This is a genomic window from Bradyrhizobium archetypum, from assembly GCF_013114835.1.
GTDB lineage: Bacteria > Pseudomonadota > Alphaproteobacteria > Rhizobiales > Xanthobacteraceae > Bradyrhizobium > Bradyrhizobium archetypum.
In genome coordinates this window covers 161811-180018 of the sequence record NZ_JAAVLW010000011.1, presented here as the reverse complement: position 1 = coordinate 180018, position 18208 = coordinate 161811, and the positions used below count along the sequence as shown (strand labels likewise).

Here is an 18208-nt window from a genome sequence, read left to right as displayed (position 1 = left end):
CTGCGAATGCCGACGTCACGAAGCGCCGCAGTGCTCAAGGTCGCGATGCGCCGCAATGGCAGCGTCGAACAGCTTTTGCCGTCGATGACCATAGCCCGGCGGACGCTTCTTGGCTCGTTTGCCGCTATCGGTCTGCGGTGATCCATCGGCCAAGCCGGCGAATCGCCTGAGATCACGGAGGTCACCCAATGCGCGCTGCAGCCGCTTTGCCGGCCGGTGCCGCTCGTCCTGCTCCCGCAAAATGCCAGTCTCCGCCAGTGCTTCAAGCATGTAGCGGAGGCGTTTGGCCTTGATCCGCAGCCGGTGACGGGGCGACGCTCCCAACGTCTTCAATTGCCGGCCTCTACGGACCAGCCGTCTGTGCCAGCGGTCGAGTTCGCGCGTGCAATAGCTTTGCAGAGCCTCCGCATTCCTACGCTGATTGTGGCGTTCCAGCCAGGATCCGTGCCTGATCCAGTCTGCCAGCGCTACCAGCAGGCGCTGCGTTCGCACAGAGCGCAGGCAGCGAACCAGGGCGCGATGATTCTGCATCTGGCGCTGATCGAGGCGCTCGCCAATCATGCGCTGCGCCCATGCGCCGTACCGCTTGCGGCGCGCATATTCGACAACGACATCGCTGTCGCGGGCGGCGCCGAGCGGGCCATTCAGCCAGGCAATCTCCTTCTTCAGGCGCAGCCATTCCGCATCGGCTACGATCGGCGCGAAGAACGCCACGGCGGCGCGCAACCGCGTGATCGCGATCCGGATCTGATGCACGGCCTCGACGTCGCCGGCACATGCGCTGCTGTGATGGGCCTTGATGGCGGCGAGGCAGTCGAGCGCCAACGTCTGGAATGCGCTTGCACAGTCGAGGTTAGCCGCGGAGGCCCTATGCCGGCCGGATGTTCTGGTGGGTCGGTGGCTCATTATCAGGGTTCGTCCGGCACCACAGGCAGGAGAACGCGGGCGCGGCGCAGCGACTGATCCGGCGTCCCCGAGGCGTCGATCATATGCCATTTTACCATGCCGATCGCGAAAGTCTCCTGCTTCAGAGCAACGTTTCGTGTCGCGTCGGACGCATCATCCTTGCGTTGCTCGATCCGTGCCAGCCGCGTCGCGAGATCGGTCGTCAGAAACAGGCCGACGAAACGCACGCCATCGCTCGCCGCAAGCCTCTCGATTGCCGTCCGCTCCGCCTCCTGCAGGTAAGTGGCATCGAGCACAACCGAGCAACCCTGCGTGAGGATACGCCGCGCGGTGCTCAAAAGCGCATCATATACTCGCTCCGTCGTGACGGACTGATAGGCAGATTCCGGCAGCGTGGTGGTATTACTGGTGCCGAACAGGTGCTTGCGAACAGCATCCGAACGGACAATGACTGCGCCGGGCGGCGGCTCAATCAGGCCGGCGAGCCCGCGCGCGAGCACCGACTTTCCCGTACCCGACAGCCCGCCGACGGCTACCAGCAGGGGTCTCCTGGGCGTGATGAAACGTCGTGCCAGATCGAAGTAGCGCTGGGCTTCCTGCCAGATAGCGGCGTTCTGTCCGGCATGTTCGCTCTTCACGAACAGCACATGCGCCCGGATCGCCGCCCGCATCGACAGAAACAACGGCAGGAGCTGCAGGCCATCGAGACCATCTTCCGTGGTTCCCGCCAGATAACGATTGAAGACTGTGTTTGCCGCCGCTCCCTGATTGAAGTGGATCAGATCCATCAGCGTAAATGCAAGATCGTAAAGAACGTCGGTCGTGGCAATGACGGAATCGAACTCGATGGCATCGAACAACAGGGGCCGGCCGTCCGCCAATGCTATGTTGGCGAGATGCAGATCGCCGTGACAACGACGCACGAACCCTCGTTCGGCGCGCTGCCGAAGCAGCGATTGCAATGTTATCGCAAAGTTGCGGCTGGCGGCATCGAGTTGATCGATGGCGCCGACATCAAGTCCGCGCACGGTGCGAAACTTTGCGGTATTGCGTTCGATAATGGGCAGGATGGACGCCAGCCAGCTTTCGCCTTCGGCGGGTGGCGCCCTGTCGTGGGATCGAAGAATCGCGTCGGCTACGGCCGTCGCTAGAGACGGATCAATTGTCTTCGATGCTGCAACATGATCGAGCGACTGGTTCTCGTCGAACCGCGCCATTTCGACCGCCCACTCGACCGGAGCGCCCTCGCCGCCGATTTCGAAAGCGCCATCGGAATTGCGCGTGATGGCAATAACGCGCCGGTAGAGCTCAGGGGCGTTGCCGGCGTTGACGTTCAGTTCCTCCTCACAGGCACGCTTGCGCTTCTCCAGTGTCGAATAGTCGAGAAACGGTAAGCGCACGGCGCGCTTGATCTTCAATGCGCGATCGGCTCCGAGAAAAACCATGGAGGCGTGCGTGTCGATCCGCTTGCCGCCGGTGGCCGGACCGAACTCGGAATTGTCAAGGAAAGCAAGCACCTGCTGCTGCAGGTCGGCATCAGTGGCGGCTGTGTCGGCAGGCGGTCGCGCGGTCATGGCTGCAGCACGGCGGCGCCGGTGATCTCTCCGGCCCGCAGCTTCGCAAGGACTTCATTTGCTTCGCGTAACGGAAACACGCTGGTGTGCGTCCTGATGCCCGCTTGCGCGGCCACCTTGAAGAATGCGATGCCGTCATTGCGCGTGAGGTTGGCGACCGAAAGCAGTTGCCGCTCCTCCCAGAGAATGGAGTAAGGAAACGACGGAATGTCCGACATGTGAATGCCGGCACAGACCACGCGCCCGCCTTTGCGCACGGCGCGTAACGCGAGCGGAACAAGATCGCCTACGGGTGCGAAAATGATTGCGGCATCGAGCGGCGCCGGAGGTTGATCCTCCGACCCGCCCGCCCACTCGGCGCCAAGCGATTCTGCAAGACGCTGCGCCTCGACATCGCCGGCGCGCGTGAATGCATAGACGGAACGCCCCTGCCAACGGGCGACCTGCGCAATGATATGACCGGCCGCACCAAAGCCGAAGATGCCGAGACGCCGTCCATCACCGGCCATCACCAGCGAGCGCCAGCCGATCAGCCCTGCGCAAAGCAAAGGCGCGACGGCGACATCGTCGCCGGCGTCGCCGAGCGGAAAGCAATAGCGGGCGTCCGCGACGAGATGGGTGGCAAAGCCGCCGTCACGCGTGTAGCCGGTGAAGCGCGGGCGGTCGCACAGGTTTTCTCGTCCGCTCCGGCAATAAGGACATTCGCCGCAAGTGTAACCCAACCAGGGAACGCCTGCGCGTTGGCCGATTTTCAAGGCCGCAACGCCGGCGCCAAGCGCATCTATCCGGCCAACCACTTCATGACCGGGAATGATCGGATAGGCAATGTTGGGCAATTCTCCGTCAACGACATGCAGATCGGTGCGGCACACCGCGCAGGCGCCGACCTTGATGCGCACATCGCCGGGACCAGGTACCGGATCCTCTCGCGATTCAAGCCGCAACGGCGCGCCGGGCGCTGTCAGGACCATGGCGTGCATTTCGTCCGTTATCCTCACGCAGGCGTGTGCAGCCTATCCGGTGCGACCGGATCATGGTTGATCCGCATCAATCGAACCCGGGCGCACTTTCCCTAACATGGGTACGTCGGCAGTACTGCGCCAGTCGGGCGTTCTGCCATTGTTGGGTTTACGGAGCTTGCTGCCTTGCGTTCCTCTCGCCTAATGATTGGACGCCATCAATTCCCAGTTAACTGCGAGTGCAGCCAGGCCAGATGGCCTTTGGCGCGCGAAACCGGTAGAATGGTCGATAGGCCGCGGCCTTTGCCCGCTCGCGTTTTTGCCAATCCGTTTCGGAGCAACCGTTGAACGTTCGCCGCCGCATTGCCTTCGCTGCCCTCCTCGCTTTTGCATCGCCGGCCGTCCCGCGCGTCGCCGTCGCACAAAGTGCGATGGCCGCAGCCGTCGCCAAGCCGGTCTCTCTGCCGGACATTGCTGTCGGATCCGAGAAAGCACCAATCACTATCACCGAATATTCTTCGATGAGCTGCCCGCATTGCGCAGCCTTCGGCCAGAATGTGTTCCCGATGTTGCGCTCTAAATATATCGATACCGGCAAGGTACGTTTCGTGTTCCGCGAATTTCCGCTCGACATCAAGGCCGCTGCGGCCTCGATACTGGCGCGGTGCATCGGCAAGGGCGATTCCGAAAAATACCTCGGCGCAGTCGAGATGCTGTTCAAGCTGCAGGACCGGCTAATGGCGCAGACCAAGGATACGCTGCTCTATGTCGGGAAGCAGCACGGCATGAGCGAGCAGGACGTCAAGACCTGCGAGGAAGACCAGGCGCAGTTCGATAAGCTGAACGCCGACCAGCAGTACGCCGTTCGCGAGTTGAAGGTCAGGTCCACGCCTACGTTCTTCCTCAACGGTGTGCGGCTGCAAGGCTCAATGTCGTTCGAAGAACTGGAAGAGCGGATCAAGCCGCTGCTCAGGAAATAACGCCGCCCCAGCCTCTTGTCCGGCGCCGCCGCCTCGCCGATGATGGCCCCAACAAACATATTGGGGAGAGCGCCATGGCCGCGGCTTTACGCGTATTGTTGGCAGCGACATGGCTTTGGTCCGGCGTCGTTGCGTCCGCGGCGCAGGGCTATCCGAGCAAGCCGGTGCGGGTCGTGGTCGGCTTTCCCGCCGGCGGACCGACCGATGCCATCGCCCGCATCATCGCGCAGAAGCTGACCGACAATCTCGGCCAGCAATTCTTCGTCGAGAACATTGGCGGAGCTGGCGGCAATACCGCGGCCGGCCAGGTAGCACGCGTGACGCCGGACGGCTACACCATCATGGCCGTCAGCACCGGCTTTGTCGTCAATCCCAGTCTTTACGCCAAGGTGCCGTATGATCCGATCAAGGATTTCGCGCCGGTGACATTGGTCGCGGTTTCGCCGAACGTCGTGGTGGTCAACCCGCAGGTTGCGGCCAAAACGCTGCCCGAACTGGTGCAGTTGATCAGGGATAATCCAGGCAAGTACAGCTTTGCCGGGCCGGGCGTCGGATCGACGCCGCATCTGGGCGGCGAACTGTTCCGGCTCGCCTTCAAGCTTGATCTGGTGCATGTGCCTTTCACCGGCGCTGGTCCGGCGATTCAGGCAACCGTCGGAGGCCACACGCCGATCGCGTTTACGGCGCTGCCGCCTGCCCTGTCCGCGGTGCAGAGCGGACAATTGCGCGCACTCGGCGTTGCGTCGGCCGAGCGCGCAGCAGGCCTGCCTGATGTGCCGACCTTTGCTGAACAGGGGATAAGCAATCAGGACGCCGACACGCTGACCGGCATTGTTGCGCCGGCCGGAACGCCGAAATCAATCATCGAGCTGCTTCATCGCGAGATCGCCGCGATCGTCGCCCAGCCGGACGTCAAGGAGCGCCTCACGACGCTCGGCTTCAAGGCCGTTGCAAATACGCCGGATCAGTTCGGCGCGCGGATCAGGCTGGAGATGGACAAATGGGGCAACGTGGTGCGCGATGCGAAGCTGCGGATCGAGTAGCGGGCGGTTCGAAGGCGATCGTTACGAGCCCATGTCGGAGCTCATGAAAGTCAACCCGACACGATTCTTCTGGATCCAGGCGACCCGGCACTCGTGCACGATCGAGGGATCCTTTGCCATCACCAGGCGAAAGCGCGGCGGGACGAAGGCCGGGTTGTCGACATCGATCGCCGCTCCCTCGCGCGAGATGTTTCGCACCACGCAACGCATGACGGAACCGCCCGACGAAACATAGGCAGGCTCGTCGATCTCCGCGCGCGGATATTTGCGCTTCTCTTTCATCCCGTCCGTCCCGTTCTGGATGCCGGCCGATCGCAAAGCTATCGCAAGACCTTAAACAAACACGTCGACGCGTGCGCTGCACCGTCCGCCGGGAAGCCGTAACAGGCGCGGCCTGCCGGGATGTGGCATCGATGTGCGTGGTGAAGTGATGGTCTTCAGGCTCCATTGTGCAGAGCGGCACGCCACCCAACCGCTCTCATGCAGAGATGCTCCGCGTTGCCATGGACTTGCCGATCGCCGCGATGGCGCGATAGCCTTTGGCGCCAATACAGCGATGACTGACGCGCGAACGCCAGGGACCGGCAGACATGGCCTTGACTATACCGATCCCAAACTCTGCCGATCTTGCCGGCGACCAGACGGTGGTCGCCCGCGCCGAGGCGGTACGCCTTGATGTCGCGGCAGCCTCCGACGACATCGAGACAACGCGCCGGCTGCCGCCCGCTCTGCTCGACAAACTGCACGAAGCACAATTGTTCCGCCTGTTGTTGCCCCGCTCGACCAACGGCATCGAAACCGATCCCGTCACGTTTTTCCACGTCATCGAAACCATTGCCAAGGCGGATGCTTCCACCGCCTGGTGCCTCAGCCAGGCCGGCGGTTGCGCGATATCGGCGGCCTACCTCGATCTTCCGGTGGCGCAAGCGATTTTCAGCGATCCGCGCGCGGTTTTGGCGTGGGGGCCCGGCCCCAAGGTTCGCGCGGTCGAATGCGAGGGCGGCTACCGGGTGACCGGCGTGTGGTCCTTTGCATCCGGCGGCCGGCACGCGACCTGGCTCGGCGCGCATTGCCCGATCTTTGCCGCCGACGGCTCGCCCAAATACGATGCGAACGGAGTTCCGCTCGAGCGCACCATGCTGGTACGCGCCGAGGACGTCGAGTGGACCGACATCTGGAACACCGTCGGCCTGCGCGGCACCGCCAGCGACCAGTTCGCGCTCAACGACTTCTTCGTGCGCGCGGACCATTCGATTACCCGCGAGTTCGACCGGGAATGCCGCGAGAGCGGCCCGCTCTACCGCATGAGCAACCACACCTGTTACCAGGTCGGTTTTGCCGCCGTTGCCTGCGGCATCGCCCGCACCGCGCTCGATAACTTCGTCGAGACGATGCGCAACAAGATTCCGCGTGGCGCGAAAATGTCGTTGCGGGACAATGCCGTGGTTCAGAGCAACCTCGCCCAGGCGGAAGTCAATCTCCGCGCCGCCCGTGGCTACGTGCTGCAGTCGATGGCGGACACCTGGAAGGATCTCACGGCGGGAGCCACGATTACGGTGGCGCAGCGCATGAATATCCGCATGGCCTCGACCCACGCCATCCATAAGGCGCGCGAGGCGGTCGACTTCGCCTACAATGCCGCAGGCGCCACGGCGATCTTCGAAGACCATCCGCTGGAACGGCGCTTCCGCGATATTCACACCGTGACCCAGCAGTTGCAGGGCCAGCTCCGGCATTTTGAAACCGTCGGCGCCTGGATGATGGGCGTCGATACCGACCTCAGTTTCGTCTAGGAGAACGACGATGGGACTTGGCGCGCTGCAACACTTTACGATCGAGCCTTCTGACCTTGAGCGCTCCAAGGATTTCTATTGTGACGTGCTCGGGCTGGAGAATGGCGACCGCCCGCCGCTCGGTTTCCCCGCTATTGGCTCTATTTCGGCGGCACCGCCACAGTGCATCTGATGGGCACGCGCACGCCACGCGAAGGAATCATGGTGCGCGGCACCGAGAAGAAGTACGAAGATACCGGTCGGCTCGACCACATCGCCTTTGCGGCGACCGACGTCGACGGTATGCGCAAGCGCCTGCAGTCGAAAGGCGTCAAATTCCGCGAGAGCATCGTGCCGCGCACCGGAGACACGCAATTCTTCCTCTACGTCCCTGACGGCGTCGGCGTTGAACTGAACTTTCCAAAGGCCTGAGCTCAATTCGGCTCGTCTCGGCCGAAGTGGCGCCGGTAGGACAGACCGCGTCCGGGGGACGTGATGTTGTGGTGCAACACCGTCCCTCAAAGATTGAAGTTCCCGACAACGCCGCAAGTCAGCCACGACTAAGGCACTAGTTCGTCAGGGTTTCTTCATCATTGCAATGAGATTGGAGCAGCCGCGCCGCTGCGGCAGAATAGCCGGGTGCCGCGCCTTTCAACCTACCCCAGGGCACGCGTACCCGGCTATTCATCCCGCGCGGAGCCGCTAGTCGAGGCCGCGCTCGTGGCTCAGCTTGACCATTTCCTGAATAAAGACCGCCTTTTGCTTGTCGTCCAGACTGGCAAATAACGGCTCGGCCGCGTCGGCCACGTTGCGCTGATCGACCGCGCGGTCGTTGAGGAATTGGGCCTCGTTCCGCATCTGCTCAATGATGTCGTCGGGGGGATCACGCTTGGCCCGGGCAATCCGGAGATTGAGGCGATCGGCACCATTATTGCCGAGATAATGCATCGCACTGTTGAAGCCCGCCCAATGCTTCTCCTGTTCGGGTGTCAGGTTCAGCTCTTTCTTGATCCGCTCGATATTGGCATCGCTGTTGGCCACGATCTGTTCGGCCGTCAGTTGCGGCGCACCGGTCTGGGTGAGCACAGCCGGCTGCTGCGGTTGCTGTGACTGCTGCTTGGCAATCTTCGTCGCCTTGTTTCCCTTCGGAGGCTTCGAAGCATCGCCTTGCTTGGCGGCAGTCTCGCCTTGTTTGGTTTCCTTTGTGGCAGGTGCCTGACCACCCTTGTTATTGTTGCCGCCGGTCAGGACGCCGGTAACACCGCTGACCACGCCGACGACGCCTCCGATCGCGCCGCCCAGTACGCCGCCGACCGGTCCGGCGGCCCTGTTGCCCTCGCGAGCTCCCTGCTGCACGCCCTGCACTAAACCCTGCGCGTTCGCGGTGGCAGATGCGCCAAAAACCAGCATGGCAGCGGCGCCAAGCACAACAAGCAATCGCGACGGTATCGGCGGCGCAATTTGCTGAGGACGGGTCATTATCTGGTCTCCATCGTGGATCGAGAAATTTGCCGCGCGCGATCTCCAAGGCGCGCGCAGAATCCATCTCTGCCTAAGTTATCGTTTTCGCCCCAAACTCGTCCACCGTGCGCCCGGATGGTTCCACGGCAGGAACGCCCTCGGGCAAGCAGCCTCAACGCGCTGCGGCGTGATCGCAGCCCATCGTCCGAACCCGCAGCGGGATCGCAGCCAATATGTGCGGCGCAATATTGCGGCGCCCACAATTTGCGATCCCGCAGCGATGACATCGTCGCTCCCGCTGCCCGGAATTTCCACGCAACGTTAGTCCAATGACAGCGGCCGATGTGTTTTCTCGACAGATGCAAACAATTCTGGTCTGATCCAATGACATAATCTCCGCTGGCCGCCGCGCCGATGCGGCGCTCCTCCAAACGGAGAAGAAAAACAAGAAGCAAAATCTGGCTCAGCAAAGAGGAAACCCCATGTCACGCAGGAAGCTTTCTCGCCGCCAATTCGTTGCTGCGACAGCGCTATCATCCGCAGCTCTCATCACCGCACCCTATGTGCGCGGCGCCTATGCCGCCGGCTCGGTGTCGATCGGGTTCTGGGACCACTGGGTTCCCGGCGCCAACAAGGCCAGCACCGACCTCGTCAATGAATGGGCTGAGAAGGAGAAGGTCGAAGTCAAGATCGACTACATCACCAGCAACGGCAGGAAGAACGAGATCACGATAGCCGCCGAGGCGCAGGCCAAGTCCGGGCACGACATACTGGCCATGCCGACCTGGTGGCCGCACGCCCAAACCGAGCTGCTCGAGCCGATGAACGACGTCATGACGGCGCTCATTGCGCAGAACGGCGCGGTCAACGACACGGTGAAATATCTCGGCCAACTTGATGGCAAATGGCACGCCGTTCCGTTCTGCATCGGCAGCCAGATCAAGGGGCCCTGCACCCGCATCGACCTGATGAAGAAATTCGCCAATATCGACGTGCAGGAGATGTATCCGGCGGGCTCCGAGCCCAAAGCGGACAACTGGACGATGGACACATTCCTGAAGGCCGCGGAAGCCTGCCACAAGGGCGGCGTCCCCTTCGGAATTGGCCTGGGCGAAACATCGGACTCGGTCGACACGGCCGGCGCGATCTTCCAGTCCTTCGGTGCGCAGCTTGTCGATGCCAAGGGCAACCTCACGGTCAAGACCGACGAGGTGCGGCAGGCGCTCGAATACTACAAGAAGCTGATCGCCTTCCTGCCGCCTGACGCCGGGGCATGGGACGATGCGTCGAACAACAGGTGGTTGGTGTCCGGCAAGGGCGCCCTGATCATGAACCCGCCGAGCGCATGGGCTGTCGCAAAACGCGACGCGCCGCAGGTGGCCGAGCAATGCTGGACCCATGGCTTCCCGAAAGGGCCGAAGGGCCGCTTTGCGCCGCACCTTCCCTACTTCCTGGCAGTGTGGAAATTCTCCAAGAACAGGGAAGCCGCGAAGAGCCTCATTACCCATCTGTCGCAGTCGAAGTCGATCGAGAAGCTCGTTGCAGCCAGCGGCGGCTATGACCTGCCGGCATACGAGAAATTGACGACGCTGAAGACCTGGGCCGAGGAAGGGCCGCCAAAGGGCACGCTCTACCATTACCCGAACCCCTACAACCATCAGATCCTGTCGATCGCTGCTTCGCCGGCCCCGCCGAAGGTCGCCCAGCAGATCTACGTGCAGGCCACATTGACCAAGATGTGCCTGCGCTACGGCCAGGGCGAGAAGATGGAGAGCACGCTCGCCTGGGCCGAAGGCGAGTGTGAAGGCTTCATGCGAAGCTGAGACGAACGATAACAATCCGGCGGTCTGCCGAAAGCGGATCGCCGGTTGCATCACAGGCTCCCTCATCCCAATGCGGATTCCGGCCATAAGCCGGCTCCGCGGCGAACGATCCTGCAAGGACGATGCATCATGGTCGACGTTGCATTTCAGCGCACCGCCCCCGCGAAGGCCACGAGCGCCCGCACGAGTCTGCACCGCGCGCTCAAACGCAAGTCGACCATGGCGTTCTTCCTGACATTGCCGCTCATCCTCCTGGTGGCGGGTCTGGTCATTTATCCGGCCTTCTATGCTATTCACCTCGCGACGCTCAACAAGGCCATGACCAAATTTGTCGGGCTCGGCAATTTCGAGTTTCTGTTCAAGCGCGACACTTTCTGGCTGGTGGTCAAGCAGTCCTGTATCTTTGCCATTACCGCCGTGATCTTTAAGGCGCTGATCGGCTTCATCGTCGCGCATTTCGTCCACAACGTTCCCGCCAACAAGCAACGCCGATGGCGCGGCATGCTGCTGGTGCCATGGGTGATCCCGCCGGCAATGAGCACGCTTGCCTGGCTGTGGCTGTTCGATCCCTCCTATAGTGCCTTCAATTATACTCTGTCGTTTTTCGGGATCGGGCCGATCCCCTGGACCGGAGATGCGGCGTGGGCGCGCTTCTCGGTGATTCTGGTGAACGTCTGGTACGGCGCGCCGTTCTTCATGATCATGTATCTGGCGGCGCTGAAATCGGTGCCCGAACAACTCTATGAAGCAGCCGCGATCGACGGCGCCAACTGGTGGCAGCGCATCTGGTATGTCACGCTGCCGATGATGCGAAACATCATTGCAATTACGACGCTGTTCTCGCTGATCGTGACATTCGCGAATTTCGACATCGTCCGCATCCTCACCGCGGGCGGGCCGCTCGACCGCACCCATATCTTTGCAACCTGGGCATTCCGGGTCGGCATCGAAGGCAGCGATATTCCGCTTGGCGCCAGCGTCTCGCTGTTCATGGCGCCGATTCTTGCGATTGCGGCAATATTCATCCTTCGCGATATCTCGAAGCGCGGAAACGAAGCATGAGCACGCTCACCGTCGACAAGGCCGGCCCGACCCGCAAAGTCAAATACGGCAGCATGAGCCGCGACCGCGCCTGGGCATTGCGTTGGTCCTATTTCTTCCTGATTCTGTTTGCGATCTTCTCGCTGGTGCCGCCGCTTTACATGCTCATCACCTCGCTGAAGAGCAGCGCCGAGATTTCGGCCGCAACCAATCCCTGGTGGGTCTTCCACCCAACGCTGTCGAACTACATCGAGCTGCTGACCTCCAATCAGTTCCTTCGGTTCTTCTGGAATTCGGCGATGGTGGCGATCATCGTGGTGACAATTACCATGCTGATCAGCGTGCCGGCGGCGTTTGCGCTGGCGCGAATGAAATTCTGGGGTTCGGCGACGCTGGCGACCGGCGTGTTTCTGACCTACCTGATTCCGGACTCGCTCCTGTTCATCCCCCTGTTCAAGATGCTGGTGATGGTCGGCGACTGGACCGGTATCCAGCTCATCAACCGCTGGTACGTTCTGCTGTTCATTTATCCGACACTGACGGTGCCGTTCTGCACCTGGATCATGATCGGCTATTTCGCTTCGATCCCCAAGGAGCTCGACGAAGCGGCCATCATCGACGGTGCGTCCTGGTTTCAGACGCTGACGCGGATCTTCATTCCGGTGGCGCTGCCGGGAATCATCGCGGCGACCATCTTCGCCTTCACGGTGTCATGGGCGCAATTCCTCTATCCGCTCGTGTTCACCACCTCCACGGACCAGCTCGTGTTGCCGGTCGGCATCATCACGACGCTGATCAAGGGCGATGTGTTCAACTGGGGTCAGATCATGACCGGCGCCCTGCTCGGCGCTGCACCCCCGCTCATCATCTACGCGTTCCTGATGGACTATTACATTGCCGGCCTGACCGCCGGTGCGACGAAGGGTTGATCTCATGGCTGACGTGACGTTGCGTAAGGTTGTTAAGCGCTATGACGAGGTCGAGGCGGTGCGCGGCATCGATCTCGACATCGCCGACCATGAGTTCGTCGTGCTGGTCGGCCCCTCGGGCTGCGGCAAGTCGACCACGCTGCGGATGATCGCGGGTTTGGAGGATATCTCCGACGGAGACATCATGATCGGCGGCGATGTCGTCAACGACGTTCCCCCGAAGGATCGCGATATCGCGATGGTATTTCAGAACTACGCGCTCTACCCGCACATGACGGTTGCCGAAAACATGTCGTTCGGACTGCGGCTCAAGCGCTATCCGAAGGCCGAGATCAAGAGCCGGGTCGACGAGGCGGCGCGCATGCTCGATATCGTCGAGCTCGTCGACCGCAAGCCGAAGCAACTGTCCGGCGGCCAGCGCCAGCGCGTCGCGATGGGCCGAGCCATCGTGCGCAATCCGAAGGTATTTCTGTTCGACGAGCCGCTGTCCAACCTTGACGCCAAACTGCGCGTGCAGATGCGGATCGAGATCAAGAAGGTGCACCAGAAGGTCCGTACCACGACGGTCTACGTGACCCACGACCAGGTAGAGGCGATGACGCTGGCCGATCGCGTCGTGGTGATGAACCATGGCCGGATCGAGCAGATCGGCACGCCGAACGAGCTCTATCACAAGCCGGCAACGAAGTTCGTCGCCAGCTTCATCGGGTCGCCGGCGATGAATTTCATTCCCTGCCGGCTGGAGGAGCTCGCCGGCAAGTTGCACGTCCGACTCACCGATCGCATTGCCTTTCCGCTGCCGCCGGCCCGCGCTGCCCGCTATCAACGCATTCCGCGTGACGACAAATTATTGTTGGGGCTGCGGCCCGAGCACATCGCCGAGGCCAGGCCGCATCCCGCGCCGGGCGTCGAGACCTTCGACACCGTGCTCGACGTCACCGAGCCGATGGGAATGGAGACGCTGATCTATTTTACGCTCGAAGGCGCGCAGGTCTGCGGCAGGGTCAATCCCAATGCCGGCGCACAGGATGGCGCCCCCCTCCGATTGGCTGTGGACCTCAACAATATGCACCTGCTAAACGAGGTAACCGGCGTCGTGCTTTGACGGCGCACCAGGAGACCCAAGGGCAGGAAATGGCTACCAATAAGAAGAAAATCTTCATCACGGAATCGATGTCACAGCAGGGAAGAGCGCTGCTTCATGCGCGAGACGACATCGAGCTCGTCGAATTTCCCAACATGATTTCGCAGGAAGATTTCAACATCAAGCTGAAGGAGCACGCGCCGGTCCATGGCGTCGCGCTGGGCGGCACCCGCTTCGGCGAGCCCGAGCTGGAATCCTCCAAGAACATGCTGGTGGTGACCCGGATCGGGGTCGGCTTCGACGCGGTCGACGTCCCCGCCCTCAGCCGCCGCAAGGTGCCGCTGATGGTGGCGGGCACCGCCAATTCGCCATCGGTCGCCGAACATGCGCTGTTCATGATGCTGACGCTCGCCAAACGCGCAACCGAAATGCATTCGCTGGTCCGGGACGACAAATGGGCTGATAGGCTCGGGATGCTGCCCTACGACCTCTTCGGCAAGACGGTCCTGATCGTCGGTTTCGGGCGCATCGGCACTCGAACCGCCAAGCGCTGTCTGGCGATGGAAATGCATGTTCTGGTCTTCGACCCCTACAAACCCGCCGCCGACATCAAGGCCGCGGGCTGCGAGCCGGTCGCCGATCTCAATGCGGCGCTGCCGCGCGCTGACTTCGTCAGCATCCACTGCCCAAAAAATCCGGAGACGGTCGGCATGTTCGATGCCGACAGGCTGAACCGGATGAAGCCGACCGCCTATCTGATCAACACGGCGCGCGGCGGAATCGTCGACGAGGCCGCCCTGCATGCCGCGCTGGTATCCGGCAAGCTGGCCGGCGCAGGCCTCGACGTTTTCGAGCAGGAGCCTCCGCCGGCCGGCCAAGCCTTGCTTGCCCTGCCGAACGTCATCATGGCGCCGCATGTCGCCGGTGTCACGGTGGAAGCGGTGGATCGGATGAGCGAACAGACTGCCCGCAACATTCTGAGCGTGCTGGATGGCGATCCGCTGCGCCAGAACGTGATCAATCAGGACGTGCTCGGCTGAATCGTCCACCACCGGCGCGGCCGGCATCGACCGGCCGGCTAGTGAGGTAGTGCATGGCGTTCAAGGAATACGGCAATTACGACGCGGTTGGCCTCGCCGAACTGGTTCGAGAGAAACAGGTCTCGCCTAAGGAATTGCTCGACGAGGCCGTCGCCCGCACAGCGAAAATAGATCCGCAGATCAACGCGGTCGTCGTCAAACATTACGACTATGCCGAGCGTCAGATCGCGAATGGCCTGATCGACGGCCCTTTCACCGGCGTGCCGTTCCTCCTGAAGGACCTCGACCTCCTGGAAGGCACGCGCACGACCTCGGGCGCGACGGTCCTGATGGATTTTGTGGCTGACCATACCGGGACGCTGGCGCAGCGTTTCATCGATACCGGCGTATCCATCTTCGGCAAGAGCTCCAGTCCCGAATTCGGCCTGATGCCGACGACGGAGTCACGCCTGTTCGGGCCGACCCGCAACCCCTGGAATCTCGCGCATTCCTCCGGCGGCTCGTCGGGCGGAGCCGCGGCTGCCGTTGCCGCCCGCATTCTTCCCGTTGCCCATGCCAGCGATGGCGGCGGTTCGATCCGGATCCCCGCCTCGGCCTGCGGCGTGTTCGGCCTGAAGCCGACCCGGGCGCGCAATCCGCTGGGGCCCGATCGCGGCGAAGGCTGGGGTGGATTTTCCTGCGGCCACGTCGTGAGCATCAGCGTGCGCGATAGCGCGGTGATGCTGGATGCGATCCACGGTCCTGAAGCGTCGAGCCCCTATGTCGCGCCGCCGCCGGAACGGCCGTTCTCGCAGGAAGTCGGTCGCGACCCCGGCCGGCTTCGCATCGCCTTCACCGACAAGTCGCCGTATGGCGACGCCATCGACCCGGAAATCGCGGCCGCCGTGCGCGAGATCGCAAGCCTTCTGGCCGGGCTCGGCCACCACGTCGAGGAACGGGCGCCGGAGCTCGCGGCCGATCCTGCCGCTGTCATGACCACCATTGTCGGCGGCAACACCGCGCTGACAGTGCGGCTACTCGAGCAGAGGCTCGGCCGGGAAATGACGGACAGAGATATCGAGGCGTTGACGCTGGCGCATTCCCACAACGCGAAGAAGGTCACCGCGACCGACTATGTCGCCGCCCAGCTCGCTGCTTTCCAGATCTCCCGCTCGCTGGCGGCCTTCTTCGCAGGCTGCGACGTCTTCCTGTCTCCCACATTGTGCGCACCACCGCTCCGCATCGGCGAGCTCAACACAATGTCGAACGATCTGTCGCACATTGCCCCGATCCTGCGACGCTACATGCCCGGGACGTCCATGTTCAACATGTCCGGACAGCCGGCGATGTCGGTGCCATTGGCGTGGAACAAGGCCGGGCTGCCGCTCGGCATGATGTTCTCGGCCAGATTCGGCGACGAGGCGACCCTGTTCCGGCTGGCCGGTCAGCTTGAACAGGTGCGCCCGTGGAAGAACAAATTACCGCCAGTATGCGCCTAGCCGCGCCGCAAAAAAGCCACGGATTGACAAAACCCAGCTTTATTCGGAAGCAAGGAGGGAGCCCGGGCGGCAACTGACACCGATTCTGCAAGCGGGCTCGATCCGGGAGGCCGAATCGTGACGCCAAGCGACCCAACCGATCATGCCCTGGCGACCATCGCCAGCATTCTTGACCCGCCGCAAGCCCATCGCGAATCCACCGAGCAAAGGCCCGTGGCCCCTCCTCCGCTCCCCGCCGCGCCTCTGCCGATCGAGGCTCATGGCTACTGCAAATTCGGTCCTGGGCCGATGGCGGCGATCCGTTTCAAATGGACCGTCCGGCTCGAGAACGGCGACTACTATGTCGACGAGACCATCGGCGAGAATTCCGCTCCGATCATCATCGGGCCGATGTCGAGGGAGGCCGCGATCCAGATGGTCGATAATCGCGAGAGCGCCGCGCGCCGCCGCTTCGAGCAATTGAAGAGCGAGATGGTCGGACGCAGCGCGGTCGCCAATCCGGTCCGCAACGGTGAGGAGTAATCTTCCGCGATGGCCTGACGGCTATCTTGGCGCCTCCAGAAAGTCCTTCTTGGCGAGGTCGACACCGGCATGGCGCAAGATGTCGTACGCCGTCGTGGCATGAAAGAAGAACTGCGGAACGCTGAAGGTCAGCAGCAACGATTTTCCGGTGAATTTCCGCTGGTTGCCATTCTTGAAGGTGAACGCGACTTCCTTGTCGGCCGCGGCGTCGATCTCGGCGCGCGGCAGAGCTTGCACGAACTCGACCGCCGCGGATATCCGTGTCTTGAGCTCGGCGATATCGGGCTCTGCGTCTGAAAACGTGAGAGGTGCGCGTCCGGCCAGGAGCGCGCTGGCAACGATTGCATGCCGGCTTGCTTCTCCGACCTGCTGCTTCAAATTGTACATGGTGGGCGAGAGCCGCATGTTCAGGAGCACGGCGGGATCGATGTTCCAGGTTTCGGCATGCGCCGAAGCCTTGTCGAGAAGACCGGACAGATTTCCGAGATACGGCACAAACACGCCGACGGAAGCCTCATGAAGCGAGATGGTCACGTTTCGATTTCTCCGGCTGGCACGGCGTGGCGATCTGGTCTAAATCCGCGCCATCGCTTTGAGGATGTCATCTAAATTGCCGTTGGAGAAGACGTGATGTTTCGGGTGTTGGTCAGTCTTGCAATCGCCGTGCTGTGGACGGTTTCGGCCCACGCGCAGCAGGTCGGGAATTCCCGCCTCGACGATATCATCAAGCGCGGCACGCTGCGGGTCGGCATGACCGGCGACTATCTGCCGTTCACCTACTACGACAAGGACACCTCGAAATTCCGCGGCTTCGACGTCGACATGGCGGAAGCACTTGGCAAGGCGATCGGCGTCAAGGTCGAGTTCGTGAAGACGGCTTGGCCGCAACTGATAAAGGATTTTGAAGCCGACAATTTCGACATCGCGATGGGCGGCGTCTCGATCACGCTCGACCGGCAGAAAAAGGGGCTGTTCTCGGCGCCGATCATGCGCGAGGGCAAGACGCCGATCGCGCGCTGCGCCGACAAGGACAAATATGAGACCATTGCAGATATCGACAGGGCCGGCACGCGCGTCATCGTCAATCCCGGCGGCACCAATGAACGATTCGCCAAGGCGAACATCAAGAATGCCGAGATCAAAGTGTGGATTGACAACGTCACGATTTTCGAGGAGATCGCCAAAGGCAATGCCGATCTGATGATGACGGACGCTTCCGAAACCCGCTACCAGCAGAAGCAGCACGCGGGCGTGCTCTGCGCGGTGCATCCGGAAAAGCCGTTCGACTTTTCCGAAAAGGCCTATTGGCTGCAGCGCGACGTGGCGCTGAAGGCCTTTGTGGACCAGTGGCTCCACATCACCACCCAGGACGGAAGCTTCAAGAAAATCTATGCTGTCTGGTTCGATTGATTCCGGAAAGACTCGCTTTCCGCCGGAAATTTGACCGTCAATTGAGCTCTATTTAATCTGCAAATTCGAATTTGAACCGAAGCCGCTAGTACACGACTTATAGTTTGAAAGTGATCTGGATCACGTTGGGTGGAGCTACCGATGCGTAGTAGCTTCGAGGAACGGGGTTCCTGCCAGGAGGTCATC

19 protein-coding genes are annotated in these 18208 nt (G+C 61.9%); 13 read left to right on the top strand and 6 right to left on the bottom strand.

Translation table 11 applies throughout. From position 1 onward, the window contains the following. Positions 1-15: 15 nt before the first annotated feature. From HCN50_RS29925 to HCN50_RS29915, 3 genes are read right to left on the bottom strand one after another with little or no spacing between them, the layout of a single operon-like run. Positions 16-906 (bottom strand): CHAD domain-containing protein, encoded by an 891-nt coding sequence (locus HCN50_RS29925; protein ID WP_171713466.1) that lies wholly within the window; start codon positions 904-906, stop codon positions 16-18. A gap of 2 nt (positions 907-908) precedes the next feature. After that, the gene (locus tag HCN50_RS29920) at positions 909-2480 is read right to left on the bottom strand and encodes a bifunctional aminoglycoside phosphotransferase/ATP-binding protein (protein WP_171713465.1); all 1572 of its coding nucleotides are present in this window, start codon (positions 2478-2480) and stop codon (positions 909-911) included. Continuing rightward, the gene (locus HCN50_RS29915) at positions 2477-3460 is read right to left on the bottom strand and encodes a zinc-dependent alcohol dehydrogenase family protein (RefSeq protein ID WP_171713464.1); all 984 of its coding nucleotides are present in this window, start codon (positions 3458-3460) and stop codon (positions 2477-2479) included. Before HCN50_RS29915 ends, HCN50_RS29920 begins: the two co-directional genes overlap by 4 nt. 323 nt (positions 3461-3783) lie before the next feature. Here HCN50_RS29915 and HCN50_RS29910 point away from each other — a divergent pair, with 323 nt between their 5' ends. After that, complete coding sequence (locus tag HCN50_RS29910; RefSeq protein ID WP_235977299.1) at positions 3784-4419, top strand: DsbA family protein; 636 nt, start codon at positions 3784-3786, stop codon at positions 4417-4419. Positions 4420-4493: 74 nt separating this feature from the next. Then, entirely contained in the window at positions 4494-5462 is a 969-nt protein-coding gene (locus tag HCN50_RS29905) for a Bug family tripartite tricarboxylate transporter substrate binding protein (protein WP_171713463.1), read from the top strand. Between the two features lie 21 nt (positions 5463-5483). Here the strand turns inward: HCN50_RS29905 and HCN50_RS29900 are convergent, their stop codons facing one another. Next, on the bottom strand, positions 5484-5744 hold the full coding sequence (locus HCN50_RS29900; protein ID WP_171713462.1) for a PilZ domain-containing protein: 261 nt from the start codon (positions 5742-5744) through the stop codon (positions 5484-5486). A 308-nt stretch (positions 5745-6052) separates the two neighbouring features. Between HCN50_RS29900 and HCN50_RS29895 the strand changes: the two genes are divergently transcribed. The 3 genes from HCN50_RS29895 to HCN50_RS29885 are packed head-to-tail and all read left to right on the top strand — an operon-like array spanning position 6053 to position 7666. Continuing rightward, on the top strand, positions 6053-7255 hold the full coding sequence (locus tag HCN50_RS29895) for an acyl-CoA dehydrogenase family protein (protein WP_171713461.1): 1203 nt from the start codon (positions 6053-6055) through the stop codon (positions 7253-7255). A gap of 10 nt (positions 7256-7265) precedes the next feature. Further along, positions 7266-7427 (top strand): VOC family protein, encoded by a 162-nt coding sequence (locus HCN50_RS29890; protein WP_171713460.1) that lies wholly within the window; start codon positions 7266-7268, stop codon positions 7425-7427. Further along, positions 7427-7666, top strand: coding sequence for a VOC family protein (locus tag HCN50_RS29885; protein ID WP_171713459.1), 240 nt, complete (start codon positions 7427-7429; stop codon positions 7664-7666). The genes HCN50_RS29890 and HCN50_RS29885 overlap by 1 nt, the downstream gene beginning before the upstream one ends. A 270-nt stretch (positions 7667-7936) precedes the next feature. Here the strand turns inward: HCN50_RS29885 and HCN50_RS29880 are convergent, their stop codons facing one another. Then, positions 7937-8644, bottom strand: a complete 708-nt coding sequence (locus HCN50_RS29880; protein ID WP_235977298.1) for a Spy/CpxP family protein refolding chaperone — start codon at positions 8642-8644, stop codon at positions 7937-7939. A 533-nt stretch (positions 8645-9177) separates the two neighbouring features. On the opposite strand from HCN50_RS29880, the gene HCN50_RS29875 reads away from it, so the two are divergent. The 7 genes from HCN50_RS29875 to HCN50_RS29845 all read left to right on the top strand — a co-directional run bounded on the left by HCN50_RS29875 (position 9178) and on the right by HCN50_RS29845 (position 16612). Continuing rightward, positions 9178-10518, top strand: a complete 1341-nt coding sequence (locus HCN50_RS29875) for an ABC transporter substrate-binding protein (RefSeq protein ID WP_171713457.1) — start codon at positions 9178-9180, stop codon at positions 10516-10518. Positions 10519-10647: 129 nt separating this feature from the next. Beyond that, positions 10648-11580, top strand: a complete 933-nt coding sequence (locus HCN50_RS29870; RefSeq protein ID WP_171713456.1) for a carbohydrate ABC transporter permease — start codon at positions 10648-10650, stop codon at positions 11578-11580. Beyond that, the gene (locus HCN50_RS29865) at positions 11577-12488 is read left to right on the top strand and encodes a carbohydrate ABC transporter permease (RefSeq protein WP_171713455.1); all 912 of its coding nucleotides are present in this window, start codon (positions 11577-11579) and stop codon (positions 12486-12488) included. The genes HCN50_RS29870 and HCN50_RS29865 overlap by 4 nt, the downstream gene beginning before the upstream one ends. A 4-nt stretch (positions 12489-12492) precedes the next feature. Then, positions 12493-13593 (top strand): ABC transporter ATP-binding protein, encoded by a 1101-nt coding sequence (locus HCN50_RS29860; protein ID WP_171713454.1) that lies wholly within the window; start codon positions 12493-12495, stop codon positions 13591-13593. A 29-nt stretch (positions 13594-13622) separates the two neighbouring features. Beyond that, the gene (locus HCN50_RS29855) at positions 13623-14612 is read left to right on the top strand and encodes a hydroxyacid dehydrogenase (protein ID WP_171713453.1); all 990 of its coding nucleotides are present in this window, start codon (positions 13623-13625) and stop codon (positions 14610-14612) included. A gap of 53 nt (positions 14613-14665) precedes the next feature. Then, the gene (locus tag HCN50_RS29850) at positions 14666-16090 is read left to right on the top strand and encodes an amidase (RefSeq protein WP_171713452.1); all 1425 of its coding nucleotides are present in this window, start codon (positions 14666-14668) and stop codon (positions 16088-16090) included. Between the two features lie 117 nt (positions 16091-16207). Next, on the top strand, positions 16208-16612 hold the full coding sequence (locus tag HCN50_RS29845) for a hypothetical protein (RefSeq protein ID WP_171713451.1): 405 nt from the start codon (positions 16208-16210) through the stop codon (positions 16610-16612). Positions 16613-16633: 21 nt separating this feature from the next. Here HCN50_RS29845 and HCN50_RS29840 read toward each other — a convergent pair whose 3' ends face one another. Continuing rightward, on the bottom strand, positions 16634-17146 hold the full coding sequence (locus HCN50_RS29840) for a DUF1993 domain-containing protein (RefSeq protein WP_171713450.1): 513 nt from the start codon (positions 17144-17146) through the stop codon (positions 16634-16636). A 96-nt stretch (positions 17147-17242) separates the two neighbouring features. Between HCN50_RS29840 and HCN50_RS29835 the strand changes: the two genes are divergently transcribed. Continuing rightward, positions 17243-18022, top strand: a complete 780-nt coding sequence (locus tag HCN50_RS29835) for a transporter substrate-binding domain-containing protein (protein ID WP_171713449.1) — start codon at positions 17243-17245, stop codon at positions 18020-18022. Positions 18023-18208: the final 186 nt, after the last annotated feature.